Annotated in this window: 21 protein-coding genes; all 21 read left to right on the forward strand. The window is 41.2% G+C overall.

Translation table 11 applies throughout. The features are described from left to right. The first annotated feature begins 105 nt into the window (after window positions 1-105). The 21 genes from PQO05_RS02280 to nuoK all read left to right on the forward strand — a co-directional run bounded on the left by PQO05_RS02280 (window position 106) and on the right by nuoK (window position 16,221). Window positions 106-993 (forward strand): diacylglycerol/lipid kinase family protein, encoded by an 888-nt coding sequence (locus PQO05_RS02280; RefSeq protein WP_273631020.1) that lies wholly within the window; start codon window positions 106-108, stop codon window positions 991-993. 4 nt (window positions 994-997) lie between these two features. Further along, entirely contained in the window at window positions 998-1,339 is a 342-nt protein-coding gene (locus PQO05_RS02285; RefSeq protein WP_273631021.1) for a translation initiation factor, read from the forward strand. Window positions 1,340-1,726: 387 nt separating this feature from the next. After that, window positions 1,727-2,560, forward strand: coding sequence for a MotA/TolQ/ExbB proton channel family protein (locus PQO05_RS02290; protein WP_273631022.1), 834 nt, complete (start codon window positions 1,727-1,729; stop codon window positions 2,558-2,560). A 93-nt stretch (window positions 2,561-2,653) separates the two neighbouring features. Then, on the forward strand, window positions 2,654-3,265 hold the full coding sequence (locus PQO05_RS02295) for an ExbD/TolR family protein (RefSeq protein WP_273631023.1): 612 nt from the start codon (window positions 2,654-2,656) through the stop codon (window positions 3,263-3,265). A gap of 3 nt (window positions 3,266-3,268) precedes the next feature. Further along, entirely contained in the window at window positions 3,269-3,802 is a 534-nt protein-coding gene (locus PQO05_RS02300) for an ExbD/TolR family protein (RefSeq protein WP_273631024.1), read from the forward strand. Window positions 3,803-3,843: 41 nt separating this feature from the next. Further along, window positions 3,844-4,671 (forward strand): energy transducer TonB, encoded by an 828-nt coding sequence (locus tag PQO05_RS02305; RefSeq protein ID WP_273631025.1) that lies wholly within the window; start codon window positions 3,844-3,846, stop codon window positions 4,669-4,671. Between the two features lie 6 nt (window positions 4,672-4,677). After that, window positions 4,678-4,908 (forward strand): hypothetical protein, encoded by a 231-nt coding sequence (locus PQO05_RS02310; protein ID WP_273631026.1) that lies wholly within the window; start codon window positions 4,678-4,680, stop codon window positions 4,906-4,908. Continuing rightward, window positions 4,898-5,818 (forward strand): PstS family phosphate ABC transporter substrate-binding protein, encoded by a 921-nt coding sequence (locus PQO05_RS02315; protein ID WP_273631027.1) that lies wholly within the window; start codon window positions 4,898-4,900, stop codon window positions 5,816-5,818. The genes PQO05_RS02310 and PQO05_RS02315 overlap by 11 nt, the downstream gene beginning before the upstream one ends. 28 nt (window positions 5,819-5,846) lie before the next feature. Continuing rightward, window positions 5,847-7,538 carry a tetratricopeptide repeat protein gene (locus PQO05_RS02320; RefSeq protein ID WP_273631028.1) on the forward strand — a complete coding sequence of 564 codons (1,692 nt, stop codon included), beginning with the start codon at window positions 5,847-5,849 and terminating at the stop codon, window positions 7,536-7,538. 87 nt (window positions 7,539-7,625) lie between these two features. Further along, window positions 7,626-8,003: an NADH-quinone oxidoreductase subunit A gene (locus PQO05_RS02325; RefSeq protein WP_273631029.1), complete on the forward strand. Its 378-nt coding sequence runs from the start codon at window positions 7,626-7,628 to the stop codon at window positions 8,001-8,003. 105 nt (window positions 8,004-8,108) lie between these two features. Next, window positions 8,109-8,651 (forward strand): NADH-quinone oxidoreductase subunit B, encoded by a 543-nt coding sequence (locus PQO05_RS02330; RefSeq protein WP_273631030.1) that lies wholly within the window; start codon window positions 8,109-8,111, stop codon window positions 8,649-8,651. Continuing rightward, window positions 8,651-9,157: an NADH-quinone oxidoreductase subunit C gene (locus PQO05_RS02335; RefSeq protein ID WP_273631031.1), complete on the forward strand. Its 507-nt coding sequence runs from the start codon at window positions 8,651-8,653 to the stop codon at window positions 9,155-9,157. Before PQO05_RS02330 ends, PQO05_RS02335 begins: the two co-directional genes overlap by 1 nt. A gap of 3 nt (window positions 9,158-9,160) precedes the next feature. Next, complete coding sequence (locus PQO05_RS02340) at window positions 9,161-10,372, forward strand: NADH-quinone oxidoreductase subunit D (protein ID WP_273631032.1); 1,212 nt, start codon at window positions 9,161-9,163, stop codon at window positions 10,370-10,372. Then, window positions 10,365-10,889, forward strand: coding sequence for an NADH-quinone oxidoreductase subunit NuoE family protein (locus tag PQO05_RS02345; RefSeq protein ID WP_273631033.1), 525 nt, complete (start codon window positions 10,365-10,367; stop codon window positions 10,887-10,889). The genes PQO05_RS02340 and PQO05_RS02345 overlap by 8 nt, the downstream gene beginning before the upstream one ends. Next, window positions 10,889-12,250, forward strand: a complete 1,362-nt coding sequence (gene nuoF / locus PQO05_RS02350; protein ID WP_273631034.1) for an NADH-quinone oxidoreductase subunit NuoF — start codon at window positions 10,889-10,891, stop codon at window positions 12,248-12,250. Before PQO05_RS02345 ends, nuoF begins: the two co-directional genes overlap by 1 nt. 125 nt (window positions 12,251-12,375) lie before the next feature. Further along, the gene (locus PQO05_RS02355) at window positions 12,376-12,768 is read left to right on the forward strand and encodes a gamma-glutamylcyclotransferase family protein (protein WP_273631035.1); all 393 of its coding nucleotides are present in this window, start codon (window positions 12,376-12,378) and stop codon (window positions 12,766-12,768) included. A gap of 2 nt (window positions 12,769-12,770) precedes the next feature. Next, window positions 12,771-13,772, forward strand: a complete 1,002-nt coding sequence (locus tag PQO05_RS02360; protein ID WP_273631036.1) for an NADH-quinone oxidoreductase subunit G — start codon at window positions 12,771-12,773, stop codon at window positions 13,770-13,772. Continuing rightward, window positions 13,772-14,800, forward strand: coding sequence for an NADH-quinone oxidoreductase subunit NuoH (nuoH, locus tag PQO05_RS02365; RefSeq protein WP_273631037.1), 1,029 nt, complete (start codon window positions 13,772-13,774; stop codon window positions 14,798-14,800). The genes PQO05_RS02360 and nuoH overlap by 1 nt, the downstream gene beginning before the upstream one ends. Before the next feature lie 17 nt (window positions 14,801-14,817). Next, window positions 14,818-15,330 carry a NuoI/complex I 23 kDa subunit family protein gene (locus tag PQO05_RS02370; RefSeq protein WP_273631038.1) on the forward strand — a complete coding sequence of 171 codons (513 nt, stop codon included), beginning with the start codon at window positions 14,818-14,820 and terminating at the stop codon, window positions 15,328-15,330. A 58-nt stretch (window positions 15,331-15,388) separates the two neighbouring features. After that, window positions 15,389-15,889: an NADH-quinone oxidoreductase subunit J family protein gene (locus tag PQO05_RS02375; RefSeq protein ID WP_273631039.1), complete on the forward strand. Its 501-nt coding sequence runs from the start codon at window positions 15,389-15,391 to the stop codon at window positions 15,887-15,889. Further along, window positions 15,889-16,221: an NADH-quinone oxidoreductase subunit NuoK gene (gene nuoK / locus PQO05_RS02380; RefSeq protein ID WP_174311993.1), complete on the forward strand. Its 333-nt coding sequence runs from the start codon at window positions 15,889-15,891 to the stop codon at window positions 16,219-16,221. The genes PQO05_RS02375 and nuoK overlap by 1 nt, the downstream gene beginning before the upstream one ends. Window positions 16,222-16,247 lie beyond the last annotated feature (26 nt).

Here is a 16,247-nt window from a genome sequence, read left to right on the forward strand (position 1 = left end):
AATTGGTATAAGACAAAAAATCAGTCCACTTCCTGTCGTCAAAATTAAAACATTTTTAATTAAAGCCAAATTACGTTTACTTTTGGCTGCATTATTATAATTAAGTTGAAAAAGAAGGCATTATTTATTATTAACCCCATTGCCGGAGGAAAGAGTAAGGATAAAGTACCGGAGTTAATAGCCCGCTATCTGGATGAAAATATTTTCACCTATCAAATAGCCTACACCCAGGCGCCTGCAGAAGCAAGCACGATAGCCAAACAAGCCATTAATGATTATGATATTATTGTAGCAGTAGGCGGCGATGGTACCGTTAATGAAATTGCATCGGCAGTAGCAGGTAGTAAAGCTACGTTTGCCGTTATTCCGTATGGTTCTGGTAATGGCCTTTCACGGTTTTTGCATATCCCGATGGATACTGCGGCAGCCATAAAAAACCTTAATTATTTATGTACTGAAACTATTGACGGGGCCAAAATGAACGGCAAGTGGTTCTTCAATATGGCAGGCATGGGATTCGATGCTCACATCAGCGCCGTTTTTGCCCAGCAGAAAGAGCGCGGGTTTAGCACTTATTTTAAATCATCGTTACAAGAAATAAGCACTTACAAGCCGCAAACCTACCAGCTAACCATTGATGGCAAGCCATACAAACGCGAAGCATTTATGCTAAGTTTTGCCAATTCATCACAGTATGGCAACAATGCGCATATCTCGCCCATGGCATCGGTACAGGATGGTTTACTTGATGTTTGTATCATCAAGCCATTTCCGTTGTACCTGTTTCCGCGTATGGGTTTACGGATGTTTTTTAAAACCGCCGATAAATCAAACTATGTAGAAATTATAAAAGGTAAACAAATAGAGGTAAAGCGATTAGAAGAAGGCCCTGTACATTTAGATGGCGAACCACAAATATTAGGGGCCGACCTGCATATAGAAGTAGTACCGCATACATTAAATATAATAGTAGGTAAAGGATATAAACGATAAGGATATGGCAAATAAAAACAAACAGGTATTTGGCGTAGTATATTCTACCGATCCCGATTTTCAATACCAGGCAGAAGGTGGTAACAGCCAGGATACTTTGCCGCCACAGCAGCAGAACCTTAAAATATTTTTAGACCGCAAAGGCGGCAGCAAGCTGGTAACCCGTGTAAATAGCTTTATTGGTACCGATGAAGATCTGGAAACGCTTGGTAAAAAGCTAAAATCCAAATGTGGTACAGGGGGCTCTGTTAAAGACGGAGAAATACTGATACAAGGCGATTTCAGGGAAAAAATACTCGGATTTTTACAGGCCGATGGCTATAAAGCCAAGAAAGCCGGCGGATAATTAAGCAAAAAATAAAAGCTGTTTAATTTATTTAATATCTTAGTCAAAGTATTTCAGGCAGTTAAGTAGCCGGGATTTGATTTAGTAATTGTTTAAAATACACTATATCACCTTAGTTACATACTTTTTGTGGGGTATTGCTTGTTATTATTAAAAAAAATAGTTTTTATTGTAAAAAATTGTCTGCGGGTAATACAATTTTTTATTCGATTAGCTGTTCTTATTAACGAATTAGAAAAAGTCGGCTGTCAGTTGTATTAAATAATTATTAAGAATTTCATTTCGGGTTTTTATAATTATAAAATATTAAATTTGTTATCCGCATTAAAGCATGCACATTAATTAACTTATATTATAAACAAAAACTAAAACTAAAATTAAAAAGTAATGGCAAACGCACCAAAACCAACTACACCGGTTAAAAAGGAAAGCTCAGGTACTTCAGGCGCATTCGCTACTCTTGCAATTCCTATTGCATTTGTTGTAGCAGTTCTTATCTACATTTTTATTCTTGGAGACCCAAGTCACTTTAAAGGTGGTAACCCAGCAGGTGAAGCCGCAGACGGCGATTACTTTGGTGTAATCCACAAAGGTGGTCCAATTGTACCTGTACTTGTAACTTACCTGTTAATGGTATTTATTTTCTCTATCGAGCGTTTTATCGTTATTGGTAAAGCATCTGGCACAAGCAGTGTTGATGCATTCGTTAAAAGAATTCAAGGTTTCTTAAACGCTGGTAACATCGATGCAGCTTCTGCAGAGTGCGACAAACAAAAAGGTTCTGTAGCAAACGTTATCAAAGCTGGTTTGAAAAAATACAAAGAGATGGAAGTTGAAGCAACTATGGATGTTGATCAAAAAACTTTAGCCATCCAAAAAGACATCGAAGAAGCAACTGCTTTAGAAATGCCAATGCTAGAGCAAAACTTAACTATCCTTGCTACTTTAGTATCAATCGGTACATTAACCGGTCTGTTAGGTACAGTACGTGGTATGATCGCGGCTTTCGCGGCGTTAGGTAGCTCAGGTGCAGCAAGCTCATCACAATTAGCTGCTGGTATCTCTGAGGCGTTGATCAACACTGCAATCGGTATCTTAACTTCATGTTTATCAATTATCATGTATAACATCTTTACATCAAAAATTGATAAACTTACTTATGCTATTGATGAAACTGGTTTCAGCATTGTGCAAACATTTGCTGCATCTCACAAACGTTAAAATATTTAGTGTATAGTTTTGGTCCCGTCTTATCTTAGATAAGGCGGGATATATATAACCTTAAACACTTTATATTTTTAATAATTAGACGATATGCCCAGAGTAAAAATCAAAAGAAAAAGTACAGTAACAGACATGACGGCGATGTGCGACGTTGCGTTCCTGCTGCTTACGTTTTTCATCTTAACAGCAAAACCTAAAGTACCAGATCCGGTTGACATTGACATTCCGGCATCTTCTACTACCATTAAGCAACCAGAGGAGAATATTGCGACTGTTATAGTTGGTAAAGGCAAAGCTTTTTACGATATCACAGGAGCAAAGATCCGTATTGCAACGCTTGAGCAAATGGGCCAGAAATACAGTGTTGCATTTACCGATGCCGAAAAAACCAGATATGCTAACATGCAGGGTGTAGGTGTTCCTATGGCCCAAATGAAACAATATTTGGATTTAGAAAGCGATCAGCGCGAAAAGTTCCAACAGTCAGGTATACCTACCGATTCGGTAAGTAACGAAATGTTTAACTGGATCCGCGAATCACGTATTGCAACAAAAGCTTTAAATGGTGCCGAACTGCGCTTATCTATCAAAGGTGATAGCAAAGAAGAATATCCAACCATTAAAAAAGTTATTGATATTCTGCAGAAGCAAAAAGTTAACAAGTTTAGTTTAATTACTTCTTTAAGAAGTGCTAAAAAATAAAACATGGCAGAATTAGACACCTCCTCCAAGGAAGGTAAAGGCGGGAAAGTAAGAAGTAAGAAAGCATCAACCCGTGTGGATCTAACAGCAATGGTGGATTTAGCATTCTTGTTAATTACCTTCTTCATGCTTACCACAACCTTAAATAAGCCGCAAGCGATGGATTTGGCCATGCCCGATAAAGATCAGAAACAAACTGATCAGTTAGCGGTAGCAGCGTCAAGAACCATGACCATATTGCTTGGTAGCGGTGACAAAATAGAATGGTATATCGGCGAGCCTGGTAAATCAGCACCAACTGTAGAAGGATATGGTAAAAACGGTATCCGTAAAACATTGCTTGAGAACAGCCAGAAAGTGAAACAAACCACAGGTAAAGATATGTTTGTGATTGTTAAGCCAAGTGATAAATCTGTTTACAAAAACATGGTTGATATCCTTGACGAAATGAACATTGCCAACATACAGAGCTATGGTATTGTAGACATCTCTCAGCCCGAGATAGATCTGTTGAAAAAGGACAACATCTATCAATAATATTTGTTAATTAACAACGTTAAAAATTTAAAACCTAAAAGATGTTAGGATCAAAGTTAGACATATTGAAGCCCGAATGGCTTGATGTTGTGTTTGCTGGTCGTAACAAAGCTTACGGTGCTTACGAGCTTAGAAAAGAAAACCCAAAGAACACTAATAAATCTTTGGTTATCGCTATAGCACTATTTGTTTTTGTTGTGTCTTTGCCAACCATCATCAACTGGATTGAGGGCATCATACCTAAAGCCGATGAAAAGGTTAAGGTAACCGATGTGGTGTTACAGCCACCTCCACCAGTAGACCAAACTAAAAAACCACCTCCGCCGCCTCCTGAGCCGCCTAAACCAAAGGTAGACCAGGTGCGTTTCCCACCTCCGGTAGTAAAACCGGATAACGAGGTGCGTGAGAAAGATCCACCGACCATCCAGGAGTTAAAAACTGCTGATCCAGGTCAGCAAGATGTTAAGGGTGACCCTAATGCTGAAGTACGTATCGATGAGCCGGTTGGTAAATCAGACGTTAAGCAAGTAGTAGAAGAAGACCCTAACCAGATCTTTACTTCTGTTGAGCAATCAGCTGAGTTCCCTGGTGGTTTAGATAAATTTGGTAAATACCTTGGTAACAACATCCGCTACCCGGCTGTTGCCCGCGAGAATAACGTACAAGGTCGTGTAATTGTACAGTTCGTTGTTGAAAGAGACGGCTCACTTACAGATATTCACGTAGTACGTGGTTTAGGTAGCGGTTGCGATGAAGAAGCAATCCGTGTACTTAAAAATTCACCAAAGTGGAAACCAGGTATCCAAAATGGTAGACCTGTTAGACAGCAGTACACTGTGCCTATCAGCTTTACCCTGCAAGATCAATAATACTTCATGTCATATCAAAATCATGGTAAGCAAAAATCGCTCAAAAGGCGGTTTTTGCTTATTTTAGGAGCTACTACATTTGCATTCATCCTGGCCCTTGGCCTGATGATTGCCTTCTGGGACCGGATGCCTTTAAACCTTTCTAAGGTGCAGCGTTATATTTTCGGTTCGTTAGTGATTTTATACGCTATACTAAGATTTTCAAGATTATTTAAGAAAGACACTGATGAAGAATAGTATTAAACTAATGCTGTTAAGTTCTGTCTTAATATTGTTGTTTATTACTTGCCAGCAAAAAAAGGCTGATAAGTATAAAGCCAACGATGATGAACCTCACAAAGGCGAAATAAATATTGCCGTTGATGAATCATTTAAGCCTATAGTTGATGAAGAAGCTTATGTGTTTAAAGGGATATACACAGAGGCCAAACCCAACTTTAAGTACGAGACAGAAAATGACGTATTGCGTAGTTTTTTTAACGATAGTGTAAGGGTTGCTATATTATCAAGAAAACTTGATACCAATGAGACGAGAATTTTAAAAAATCGTACATTGCCACCCGAAATCATCCCGTTTGCTGTTGACGCAGTGTCGTTAATTGTAAACAAAGCGTCAAATGATACGCTGATTACGGTAGCAGATATAAAAAATATGCTTGCCGGAAAGACTAAAACAGACAAGAGTATCGTTTTTGATAATCCGAACTCGAGTTTGGTAAGATATTTGAAAGAGTTTACAGGGAGCAAGGATTTGACGCAGAAAAATATCTACGCGCTAAAATCAAACAAAGAGGTACTTAATTATGTAAGTACGCATGAAAATGCAATTGGTATAATAGGTTTCAGCTGGTTAAATGACCCAGATCCCGATTATGCCGCTGCCGTTAACAATGTTAAAATTGTGGGCGTTCGCGATGAAGGCAGCAAGCAATTTGCTAAAGAATACTACAAACCATCACAAACAACACTTGCTTTAAAGCAGTATCCTTTAAGCCGCCACTTGTATATTATTAACAGTACAGGCAAATTGGGTTTAGGCAGAGGGTTTACCGACTTTTTGGCCAGTGAAAGAGGACAGCGGATTATTTTAAAATCGGGTTTATTGCCGGATTCTATTCCGCAGAGGTTAATAAATATTAAAGAGTAAAAGAATAACTAAAACTATAAATTAAGCCATGAAACTATTAAGTAAAGTAGCGTATGCCGCAGCGGGCTTGGTATTTATAGGTTCATCAGTTTTTGCGCAGAGTCTTGCCGACGCCAAAAAAGCTATTGACGCCGAACAATATCAGAAAGCTAAGTCGATCTTAAAAAATCTGACAACCACACAACCTACAAAAGATGAAAACTTCTTTTATTTAGGTTGGGTGTATACCATACAAGATTATACAGATTCAGCAAAAGTTGTATTTAACCAGGGTGTAACAGCTAACCCAAAATCAGCATTAAACTATGCTGGTTTAGGCGTAGTAGCACATTTGGATAAAGACAACTCTAGCGCCACAATGAACTTCGATAAAGCAATAGCTAATGCCGCTAAAGACAGCAAACCTTATGTATATATAGGTAAAGGTTACCTGTTATTGCCTCCGGGTAAAGGTACTACTGTTGCTGCTGCCGATGCTAATGCAGCTATAGCTGTTTTAACAAAGGGTTTAGCAGTAAACGCAAAAGATGTTGATTTGAACGTTGCCCTGGGTGATGCTTACCGTTCGCAATTAAAGAGCAACGATGCCTACAAATATTATTCAGATGCAGTTGCACTTAACCCGCAATCTGCAGTGGCTAACGTAGCTATCGGTGTGTTATGGAAATTTGCAAACAACTTTGAGGATGCCGAAAAGCAATTCCAAAAAGCGATCAGCATCGATCCTAACTTTGGCCCTGCTTATCGCGAGTGGGCTGAAACAGATTTGCGTTGGGCTTTAACCGAACCAAAAATGGCTTCAGAAAAAGTAAAACAAGCTGCTGATCAGTATCGCAAATACTTAAGCTTAACTGATATGTCTGTTGAGTCACGTATGCGTTATGCCGACTTCTTAATTCAGGCTGGTGATTACAAAACCTTACAAACTGAAGCAGCTGCTTTATCTTCATCTGCAAATACTAACTTACGTATCTATCGTTATTTAGGCTATTCAGCTTATGAGAATGGTGATTATGCTGCCGGTTTAACTGCCATGAACAAATGGATTAGCCAGGCTGGTGAAAAACGTATTATCCCACGTGATTACCTGTACTTAGGCCGTTTGCAAATCGCTTCTGGTCAGGATTCATTGGGTATCCAGTCATTGCAAAAAGCATATCAGTTAGATACTACTCAAGCAGATGTATTTAATGAGATTGCTAAAAACTACTACGGTAAAAAGAAATATGCACAAGCTGGTGATGCTTATGCTACTTATATCCAAAAATCACGTAAAGGTAACCTGAACGATTATTTCCGCGAAGGTACCAGCTACTACTTTGCTTACGATGAGAAAAACCCGAAAGCAGATACCATGTTATTGGTAAAAGCAGATTCGGCTTTCGCACACATCGAGCACACAGCTACTACCCCGGTTGCAGCTGTTGCATTGTACCGTGCTTATGTTAATGATACTAAAGATCGCGACCGCCAGAACATTAAAGGTTATGCAAAACCTTTCTATGAGAAATACATCGAGATCGTAACTACTAAAGGTGTAACCGATGCTGATAAGAAATCATTAGCTTCTGCTTACGCTTACCTGGGTACTTACTATCAGTACAAAGAAAAGGATAATGCCAAGGCTACGGATAACTTTACCAAGGCCCGGGATTTAGACCCTAACAATAAACAAGCACAGGCCTTCTTCGCTAAGGGGGCACCTGCAAAGGGTAAATAATTTATTACATCAGCTTTAAAAGCTGAATAAAAAAGACCTCTGAAAAAGAGGTCTTTTTTTATTTTATCTCATTACTATATTTGCACTATGGAAGTACAAAGTTTACCGGTTAATTTTTTACCGATTATATTTCAAATGCTGGTGGCCATCGGCTTTGTGGTAACTACAATGTTTGTTACGCATAAACTGGGCCCGCAGCGTAAAACAAAAGATAAACTTACCCCTTTCGAGTCGGGTATCGAAGTTATTGGTAACGCACGTACACCTATCTCCGTCAAATACTTCCTGGTAGCTATACTGTTTGTATTGTTTGATGTGGAGGTGATTTTCATGTACCCATGGGCGGTAAATTTCCGCGATTTGGGTAAAGATGGCATGATCGAAATGTTCATCTTCATGGCTACGTTGTTACTGGGCTTTTTCTACGTTATCAAAAAAGGCGTTTTAGACTGGCGTTTAGATTAATTCTAAATACGCACTGTAAGCGACTACGGTGGCTGTAAAAACGTTATTTATTGTAAATTTGTGCTTATCTTTTATGGATAAGCATATCTTTTTTGAGATAATTCAATGAGCGATATACAAATAGTTGATGCGCCTCCAGGCGTCGAAGGGGCAGGTTTTTTCGCCACATCACTTGATAAGGCTGTTGGTTTAGCACGTTCATATTCATTATGGCCGCTTCCATTTGCTACTTCATGCTGTGGTATTGAATTTATGGCCACCATGGCTTCGCACTATGATCTTTCGAGATTTGGTGCCGAGCGTTTAAGTTTCTCACCCCGCCAGGCCGATCTGCTGATGGTTATGGGCACCATTTCTAAAAAAATGGCTCCCGTGCTTCGCCAGGTTTATTTGCAAATGGCCGAGCCTCGTTGGGTTATGGCTGTTGGTGCCTGTGCATCAAGCGGTGGTATATTTGATACTTATTCTGTTTTACAAGGTATTGATGAGGTTATCCCGGTTGACGTTTACGTACCCGGTTGCCCGCCACGCCCCGAAGCCATTATTGATGGTTTTATCAATATTCAGAAACTGGTTCAAACAGAATCACTGCGCAGAAGAGATTCGCCAGAGTACCAGAAATTATTATCACAATACGGAATTCTATAATGGGTAAGATAACCAACGAAGAGCTGCTTCAAAAGTTAAAGCTTCAATTTGGCGAAAATGTAAGCAACGTTACAGAGTCATACGGCCTGCTAACTGTTGATACAACCCGTGAGCAAATTATTGATTTGTTAAACTGGTTATACAACGAGCCTGTTTTGCAGTTTACCTACTTAACAGATATTACCGCAGTACATTATCCTGAGCTGCAGGGTAAAGAGATGGCAGTTGTTTACCACGTGCATAGCCTGGTAAATAATATCCGTATCCGTGTTAAGGTTTTCCTTGCAGAAGGCGATATCAACATCCCTACGGCAACCACCATCTGGAATGGTGCCAACTGGATGGAGCGTGAAACCTACGACTTTTTTGGTGTGAACTTTACTGGTCACGCTGATCTGCGCAGGATCTTGAACGTTGACGATATGACTGTTTTCCCGATGCGTAAAGAGTTTCCGCTCGAAGACCCGAACAGGGTAGATAAGAAAGATTATTTTTTTGGAAGATAGAACATGCAAAATTTTCCGGCATATACCGACACTGATTTACAAAGCGAGTTATCAACCCTTAACCTGGGGCCAACTCACCCGGCTACACACGGCGTTTTCCAAAACGTTTTGCAGCTGGATGGCGAGCGCATTGTAAGCGGTGTTTCAACCATTGGTTATATACACCGCGCTTTTGAAAAGATAGCAGAACACAGGCCGTTTTATCAAATCACGCCGCTTACAGACCGTTTAAACTATTGCTCTTCGCCTATTAACAATATGGGCTGGCATTTATCGGTCGAGAAGTTATTGGGTATCGAAACTCCTAAGCGTGTTGATTACATGCGCATCATTATTATGGAATTGGCGCGTATTGCCGATCACATTGTTTGTAATGGTGTATTAGGTGTTGATACTGGCGCATTCACCGGTTTCCTTTACATGATGGAGTACCGTGAGGCTATTTACGAGATCTACGAAGAAGTTTGCGGTTCGCGCTTAACTACCAACGTTGGCCGTATCGGTGGTTTCGAGCGTAACTATAATGATATCGCTTTCGCGAAGATCCGTAAGTTCCTGGAAACTTTCCCGAAAGCTTTATCCGAGTTCGAAAGCCTGTTTAACCGTAACCGTATATTTATTGACCGTACTAAAGATGTTGCGCCTGTAACTGCAGAGCAAGCTTTAAGCTACAGCTGGAGCGGCCCGATTTTACGCGCTACCGGTGTTGATTACGATGTACGTGCTATGAACCCTTACTGCTCTTACGATGAGTTTGACTTTGAGGTTCCGGTGGGTACAAGGGGCGATGTTTACGATCGTTTCCTGGTTCGTAACGAAGAAATGAAACAGAGCTTACGCTTAATTGAGCAGGCTTTGACCAAAATAGAAAAAGAAGATCCAAATATTTTCCATGCCGATGTGCCTGAGTTTTACCTGCCTCCGAAAGAGGAAGTGTATAACAACATGGAAGCATTGATCTATCACTTTAAAATTGTGATGGGTGAAGTTAAAACTCCTGTTGCCGAAGTTTACCACAGTGTAGAAGGTGCAAACGGAGAGCTTGGATTTTATATTATAAATGATGGTGGCCGCTCGCCTTATCGCCTGCACTTCCGCCGCCCAAGTTTTATTAATTACCAGGCTTATGCGCCAATGAGCAGAGGCATGCTGCTGTCAGACGCCATTATTAACATGAGTAGTTTAAACATTATTGCCGGAGAATTAGATGCTTAAAGTACAACATACCAGCGCACCGGTTGAATTTTCGGAAAAACTGTTAGCCCAGTTTGCCGATAAAGTAAGCCGCTACCCGGAAGGTAAGCAAAAATCGGCCTTACTGCCTATACTGCACGATGTGCAGGCCGAATTAGGTTGGTTAAGCCCCGAGGCTATGGATAAAGTAGCCGCATATTTAAAAATTGAACCTATCGAAGTATATGAGGTTGCTACCTTTTATACCATGTACCTGATGCGTCCTCAAGGTAAATACTTTTTGGAGGTTTGCCGTACCGGCCCTTGCTGCCTGGTAGGTGCCGAAAAAATAATGGACTATCTGGAAGAAAAGTTAGGTGTTAAAGAAGGCGAGATTACTCCCGATGGTTTATTTAGCTGGAGAGGTGTAGAGTGCCTTGCAGCCTGTGGCTTTGGCCCGGTATTGCAAATTGGCCCTGAATATACTTTCTACGAAAACCTGACACCAGCTTCGGTAGATCAGTTGATTAGTGACTTAACAGCAAAAGCTAATAACTAATGGCACGTAAATTATTACTTGAACATATAAACGTACCGGGCATCAATACTTACGATGTTTACCGCTCAAAAGGTGGTTATGCTTCTGTTGAAAAGGCTTTAAAAACCCTTTCGCCGGAAGATGTGGTAGAAGAGGTTAAAAAATCGGGCTTACGTGGCCGCGGTGGTGCCGGTTTCCCAACCGGTATGAAGTGGAGTTTTTTGGCTAAGCCCGAGGGTGTTGCCCGCTACCTGGTTTGTAATGCCGATGAATCGGAGCCGGGTACTTTTAAAGACCGTTACCTGATGACTTATATCCCTCACTTATTAATTGAGGGAATGATTGTTGCCAGTTATGCACTGGGTGCTAAAACATCATACATCTACGTACGTGGAGAAATGATGCCGCAGATCCGCATACTGGAACGTGCTATTGCTGAAGCAAAAAATGCCGGCTTTTTAGGTAAAAACATTCTGGGTACAGGTTACGATCTGGAGCTTTATGTACAACCCGGAGGCGGCGCTTATATATGCGGTGAAGAAACTGCATTGTTAGAATCACTGGAAGGTAAACGTGGTAACCCGCGTATTAAGCCACCATTCCCGGCTATTGCTGGTTTGTATGGCTGCCCAACTGTGGTAAACAACGTAGAATCTATAGCTGCCGTTGTGCCTATCATTAATGAAGGTGGCGACGAATATGCTAAACTGGGTATTGGCCGTAGTACAGGTACTAAGCTGATCTCTGCAGGTGGTAATGTTAAAAAGCCAGGTGTATATGAGATTGATTTAGGTTTACCTGCCGAAGAGTTTTTATACTCTGACGAATATTGCGGAGGTATTGCCAACGGCAAACGCTTAAAGGCAGTTGTTGCAGGTGGTTCATCAGTGCCAATTTTACCTGCTAATTTGTTCCTGAAAACAGCTAACAACGAAGCACGCTTAATGAGCTACGAATCATTATCAGACGGTGGTTTTGCTACTGGTACCATGATGGGTTCGGGCGGTTTCATTGCTTTTGATGAAGATCAGTGCATCGTACGTAATACCTGGAATTTCACCCGTTTCTACAGCCACGAAAGCTGCGGACAATGTTCGCCTTGCCGTGAAGGTACCGGATGGATGGAAAAAGTATTGCACCGCTTAGAGAACGGCCACGGTAAAATGAGCGATATGGACATGCTGGTTGATATCTCTAAGAAAATAGAAGGAAACACAATTTGTCCGCTGGGTGACGCAGCTGCATGGCCGGTGGCCAGCGCTATCCGCCACTTCAGAGATGAGTTTGAATGGCATGTTACCAATGCGGCAACTGCAGTAACACGGAACTATGGTATTGCGCATTATGCAGATCCATTAGTTATAGCTGAAAAGGCTGGTTAATTGAATTGAAATAAATAATTTGTCATTGCGAGGTACAAAGCAATCTCGTAGCTCTACAGATCGAAGAGGAATACGAGGAGATTGCCACGCTATCGCTCGCAATGACAAGAAGTTTAAAGTCTACAATGGAATATCTGTTTGTTTACGGAACATTACTGAAAGACTTTAAGCACACAGCAAGGCTTCCTATAGAAGAACACTTGCAATTCATCAGCAAAGCAACTATTAAAGGCGCTTTGTACGATTTAGGAAATTACCCCGGTTATGTTGAAGAACCATTTGGGGAAGTTAAAGGTGAGTTATACCGTATAGATAAAATCGATAGGGTATTTGAAATTCTCGATAAATACGAAGGTTTGTTTGATGACGAGCCTGAATACATCAGAAGAAGGAAAACAATAGAACTGCCGGACGGTGAAAAAGTGGAAAGCTGGATCTATATTTTTCAGCAACAGCTTCGCCCCGAACATAAAAGAATAATAGACGGCGATTACATCGCTTATGTTAATAAAGGTTGATAATGTTTAAAGTAACAATAGACGGAATACCTGTTGAAGTAGAGCCGGGAACAACGATCCTGAATGCCGCAAGGCAGATTGGGGGCGATATTGTTCCGCCGGCAATGTGCTACTATTCGAAACTGGAAGGCAGTGGCGGTAAATGCCGTACCTGCTTAGTGCAAGTAAGCAAAGGTTCAGAAAAAGACCCGCGCCCAATGCCTAAGCTGGTAGCATCGTGCCGTACTACGGTAATGGATGGCATGGAAGTAAAAAACATTACTTCGCCAGAAGTTATTGAAGCACGTAAAGGTGTGGTAGAAATGTTGTTGATCAATCACCCGCTGGATTGCCCTGTTTGTGACCAGGCTGGTGAGTGCCACCTGCAAGATTTAGGCTATGAGCACGGCGCTGCTAAAACCCGTTACGAGTTTGACCGCCGTAAGTTTGAGCGTATTGATATTGGCGATAAAATTCAACTGCACATGACGCGTTGCATCCTGTGCTACCGTTGTGTTTTCACCGCCGATCAGATCACGGACAAACGGGTACATGGTATCCTAAATCGTGGCGACCACGCAGAAATCTCAACTTATATCCAACAAGCGGTTGATAACGATTTCTCTGGTAACGTAATTGACGTTTGCCCGGTAGGTGCGTTAACCGATAAAACTTTCCGCTTTAAAAACAGGGTGTGGTTTACCAAACCTGTTGAAGCACACCGCGATTGCGATCACGAAAAATGTAATGGTAAGGTTACTTTATGGTACAAAGGCGAGGATGTGATCCGCGTTACTGCCCGTAAAGATGTATATGGCGAGGTTGAAGAATTTATCTGCAATACCTGCCGTTTCGATAAAAAGAAAACCAGCGACTGGGTTATTGAAGGCCCGCGCAAGGTTTCTAACCAATCGGTTATCAGCTCAAACCATTACGATACATTAAAACCGCTACCTGTGGTTAAAACTAACCCGTTATTACAGGAAGCGAATAAAGAGCAATTTGAAAGGGAGACAAGACTATAATGGAACTTTTTGATATTGGTATAAAATTTATACTCATCGTAGTTATCTTTTTGATCAGCCTGGTAGTGGCCATGTACTCTACTTATGCTGAACGTAAGTTAGCTGCCTTTTTTCAGGACAGGGTAGGCCCAGACAGAGCCGGCCCGGGTGGTATGTTCCAACCTTTGGCCGATGGTGTCAAAATGTTTATGAAGGAAGAAATTATCCCTACCCGTGCAAGCAGTTTACTGTTCATCGTTGGCCCATCGTTGGCCATTATGACGGCTTGTATCGGTTCGGCTGTTATTCCATGGGGTCAGGCTATTACTATTGGGTCACACGTTATCCCGCTTCAGGTTACAGATATTAATGTAGGTATCCTGTACATATTTGGTGTAGTATCACTGGGTGTTTACGGTATCATGATTGGTGGCTGGGCATCTAACAATAAATACTCGTTGCTGGGAGCTATCCGCGCAGCATCACAAAACATCAGCTACGAAATTTCGATGGGCTTATCTATCATCGCCCTGCTGATGGTTACAGGTACTTTAAGCTTAAAAGAAATTACAGAACAACAGCACGGCTGGCATTGGAATATATTGAGACAACCACTTGGCTTTATCATTTTTATTGTGTGTGCCTTTGCTGAAACCAACCGTAGCCCTTTCGATTTGCCTGAATGTGAAACCGAACTGGTGGGTGGTTATCATACTGAATATTCGTCAATGAAACTGGGTTTTTACCTGTTTGCAGAGTATATCAACATGTTTATCTCATCGGCAGTAATGGCAACCCTGTATTGGGGCGGTTATAACTATCCGGGTATGGATTGGATGGCTGCACACGTTGGCCCAATTATCGCGCCTTTAATTGGCGTTGCGGTGATGTTTGCTAAGGTATTTGCGTTCATCTTCTTCTTTATGTGGGTTCGCTGGACTATCCCGCGTTTCCGCTATGATCAGTTGATGAACCTGGGCTGGAAAACATTGATTCCATTAGCCATTGTGAATATTGTATTAACCGGACTTTTTATTACTTTTTTATAATCAGGAACTAAGAATTAATGGAACCACTAAGTAATAAGCGAAAAGTATTAGACTTTAAACCCCTCAATCTGATGGAAAGATCGTATCTGCCGGAGATTGTAAAGGGTTTGGGCATTACGATGAAGCACTTTGTAAAAGTTGCTTTTGCTAAGGGGGAAGTAACTGTTCGTTACCCGGAGCACAAACGTGAGTTTTCTGAAAACTTCCGCGGCCAGCACTCGCTTAAACGCGATGAGAATGGTAAAGAGCGTTGCACCGCCTGTGGTTTATGCGCTTTATCGTGCCCTGCAGAAGCCATCACCATGACTGCTGCCGAGCGTCAACCAGGTGAAGAAAACCTGTATCGCGAAGAAAAATACGCGGCAGTATACGAGATTAATATGCTGCGTTGCATTTTCTGCGGATTATGCGAAGAAGCTTGCCCTAAAGAGGCCATATATCTGGACGGTGATATTGTACCGACAGATTTTTTAAGAAAAGACTTTATATACGGCAAAGACAAATTAGTTGAGCCGCCACTAAATCAATAAGAAGTTTTATACCTTTGCCCATCCTTAAAAAATGAGCAAAGGTATTTTGTAATACATCATGAGTACATTTTACTTCATCGCATTTTTATCTATTTTCTTTTCACTGCTGGTAATTTTTGCAAAAAATCCGGTGCACAGTGTGTTGTATCTTATACTCACATTTTTCACCTTTACCATCCATTACATTTTATTAAACGCGCAATTTTTGGCCGTGGTAAACTTTATAGTTTACATGGGGGCAATTATGGTGCTTTTCTTATTCGTAATGATGTTGCTCAACTTAAACAAGGACACCGAGCCGGGCAAACATTATTTAGCCAAACTGGCTGGTGTAATTGCCGGCGGATGTTTGCTGATTACCCTGGTAGGCTCATTAAAAGCTTACAAGTTATCGGCACCTGTGGTTTTGAAAGATCCGGGCCTGGGCTTAGTGAAAAACTTAGGTAAAGTATTATTCAGCGAATTTTTATTGCCTTTCGAAATATCATCTGTATTGCTGTTATCGGCAATGGTAGGTGCGGTATTACTGGCTAAGAAAGAACCAAAAGCAACAGCATAATGGGAAACAGCATAACACAAACCATACAAACTGTACCGCTTAACCATTACATATTGTTAAGTGCCATCATTTTTTCGATCGGTGTAACCGGCGTATTAATCCGTCGTAACGCTATCGTAGTTTTTATGTCGGTTGAGCTGATGCTTAACGCGGTTAACCTGTTACTTACGGCATTCTCTGTTTATAAGGGTGATGCTTCGGGCCAGGTGTTCGTGTTTTTCGTTATGGCGCTGGCTGCAGCAGAAGTTGCAGTAGGTTTGGCTATCATCGTCATGATTTATCGTAACACACACTCAACAGATATTAATGTGTTGAGCAGGTTAAAATGGTAGATTGATTTCGGAGGTCGGATGTTCGA

It is taken from the genome of Mucilaginibacter jinjuensis, from assembly GCF_028596025.1.
GTDB classification, from domain to species: Bacteria; Bacteroidota; Bacteroidia; order Sphingobacteriales; family Sphingobacteriaceae; genus Mucilaginibacter; species Mucilaginibacter jinjuensis.

What these genes read in the sequence shown, in the direction of transcription:
- PQO05_RS02370 (WP_273631038.1), top strand. Translation starts at nt 14,818, where the DNA reads ATGGAACCACTAAGTAATAAGCGAAAAGTATTAGACTTTAAACCCCTC.
- PQO05_RS02300 (WP_273631024.1), top strand. Translation starts at nt 3,269, where the DNA reads ATGGCAGAATTAGACACCTCCTCCAAGGAAGGTAAAGGCGGGAAAGTA.
- PQO05_RS02335 (WP_273631031.1), top strand. Translation starts at nt 8,651, where the DNA reads ATGGGTAAGATAACCAACGAAGAGCTGCTTCAAAAGTTAAAGCTTCAA.
- nuoF (WP_273631034.1), top strand. Translation starts at nt 10,889, where the DNA reads ATGGCACGTAAATTATTACTTGAACATATAAACGTACCGGGCATCAAT.
- PQO05_RS02285 (WP_273631021.1), top strand. Translation starts at nt 998, where the DNA reads ATGGCAAATAAAAACAAACAGGTATTTGGCGTAGTATATTCTACCGAT.
- PQO05_RS02310 (WP_273631026.1), top strand. Translation starts at nt 4,678, where the DNA reads ATGTCATATCAAAATCATGGTAAGCAAAAATCGCTCAAAAGGCGGTTT.
- PQO05_RS02360 (WP_273631036.1), top strand. Translation starts at nt 12,771, where the DNA reads ATGTTTAAAGTAACAATAGACGGAATACCTGTTGAAGTAGAGCCGGGA.
- PQO05_RS02375 (WP_273631039.1), top strand. Translation starts at nt 15,389, where the DNA reads ATGAGTACATTTTACTTCATCGCATTTTTATCTATTTTCTTTTCACTG.
- PQO05_RS02305 (WP_273631025.1), top strand. Translation starts at nt 3,844, where the DNA reads ATGTTAGGATCAAAGTTAGACATATTGAAGCCCGAATGGCTTGATGTT.
- PQO05_RS02355 (WP_273631035.1), top strand. Translation starts at nt 12,376, where the DNA reads ATGGAATATCTGTTTGTTTACGGAACATTACTGAAAGACTTTAAGCAC.
- nuoH (WP_273631037.1), top strand. Translation starts at nt 13,772, where the DNA reads ATGGAACTTTTTGATATTGGTATAAAATTTATACTCATCGTAGTTATC.
- PQO05_RS02320 (WP_273631028.1), top strand. Translation starts at nt 5,847, where the DNA reads ATGAAACTATTAAGTAAAGTAGCGTATGCCGCAGCGGGCTTGGTATTT.
- PQO05_RS02325 (WP_273631029.1), top strand. Translation starts at nt 7,626, where the DNA reads ATGGAAGTACAAAGTTTACCGGTTAATTTTTTACCGATTATATTTCAA.
- nuoK (WP_174311993.1), top strand. Translation starts at nt 15,889, where the DNA reads ATGGGAAACAGCATAACACAAACCATACAAACTGTACCGCTTAACCAT.
- PQO05_RS02345 (WP_273631033.1), top strand. Translation starts at nt 10,365, where the DNA reads ATGCTTAAAGTACAACATACCAGCGCACCGGTTGAATTTTCGGAAAAA.
- PQO05_RS02340 (WP_273631032.1), top strand. Translation starts at nt 9,161, where the DNA reads ATGCAAAATTTTCCGGCATATACCGACACTGATTTACAAAGCGAGTTA.
- PQO05_RS02290 (WP_273631022.1), top strand. Translation starts at nt 1,727, where the DNA reads ATGGCAAACGCACCAAAACCAACTACACCGGTTAAAAAGGAAAGCTCA.
- PQO05_RS02330 (WP_273631030.1), top strand. Translation starts at nt 8,109, where the DNA reads ATGAGCGATATACAAATAGTTGATGCGCCTCCAGGCGTCGAAGGGGCA.
- PQO05_RS02315 (WP_273631027.1), top strand. Translation starts at nt 4,898, where the DNA reads ATGAAGAATAGTATTAAACTAATGCTGTTAAGTTCTGTCTTAATATTG.
- PQO05_RS02295 (WP_273631023.1), top strand. Translation starts at nt 2,654, where the DNA reads ATGCCCAGAGTAAAAATCAAAAGAAAAAGTACAGTAACAGACATGACG.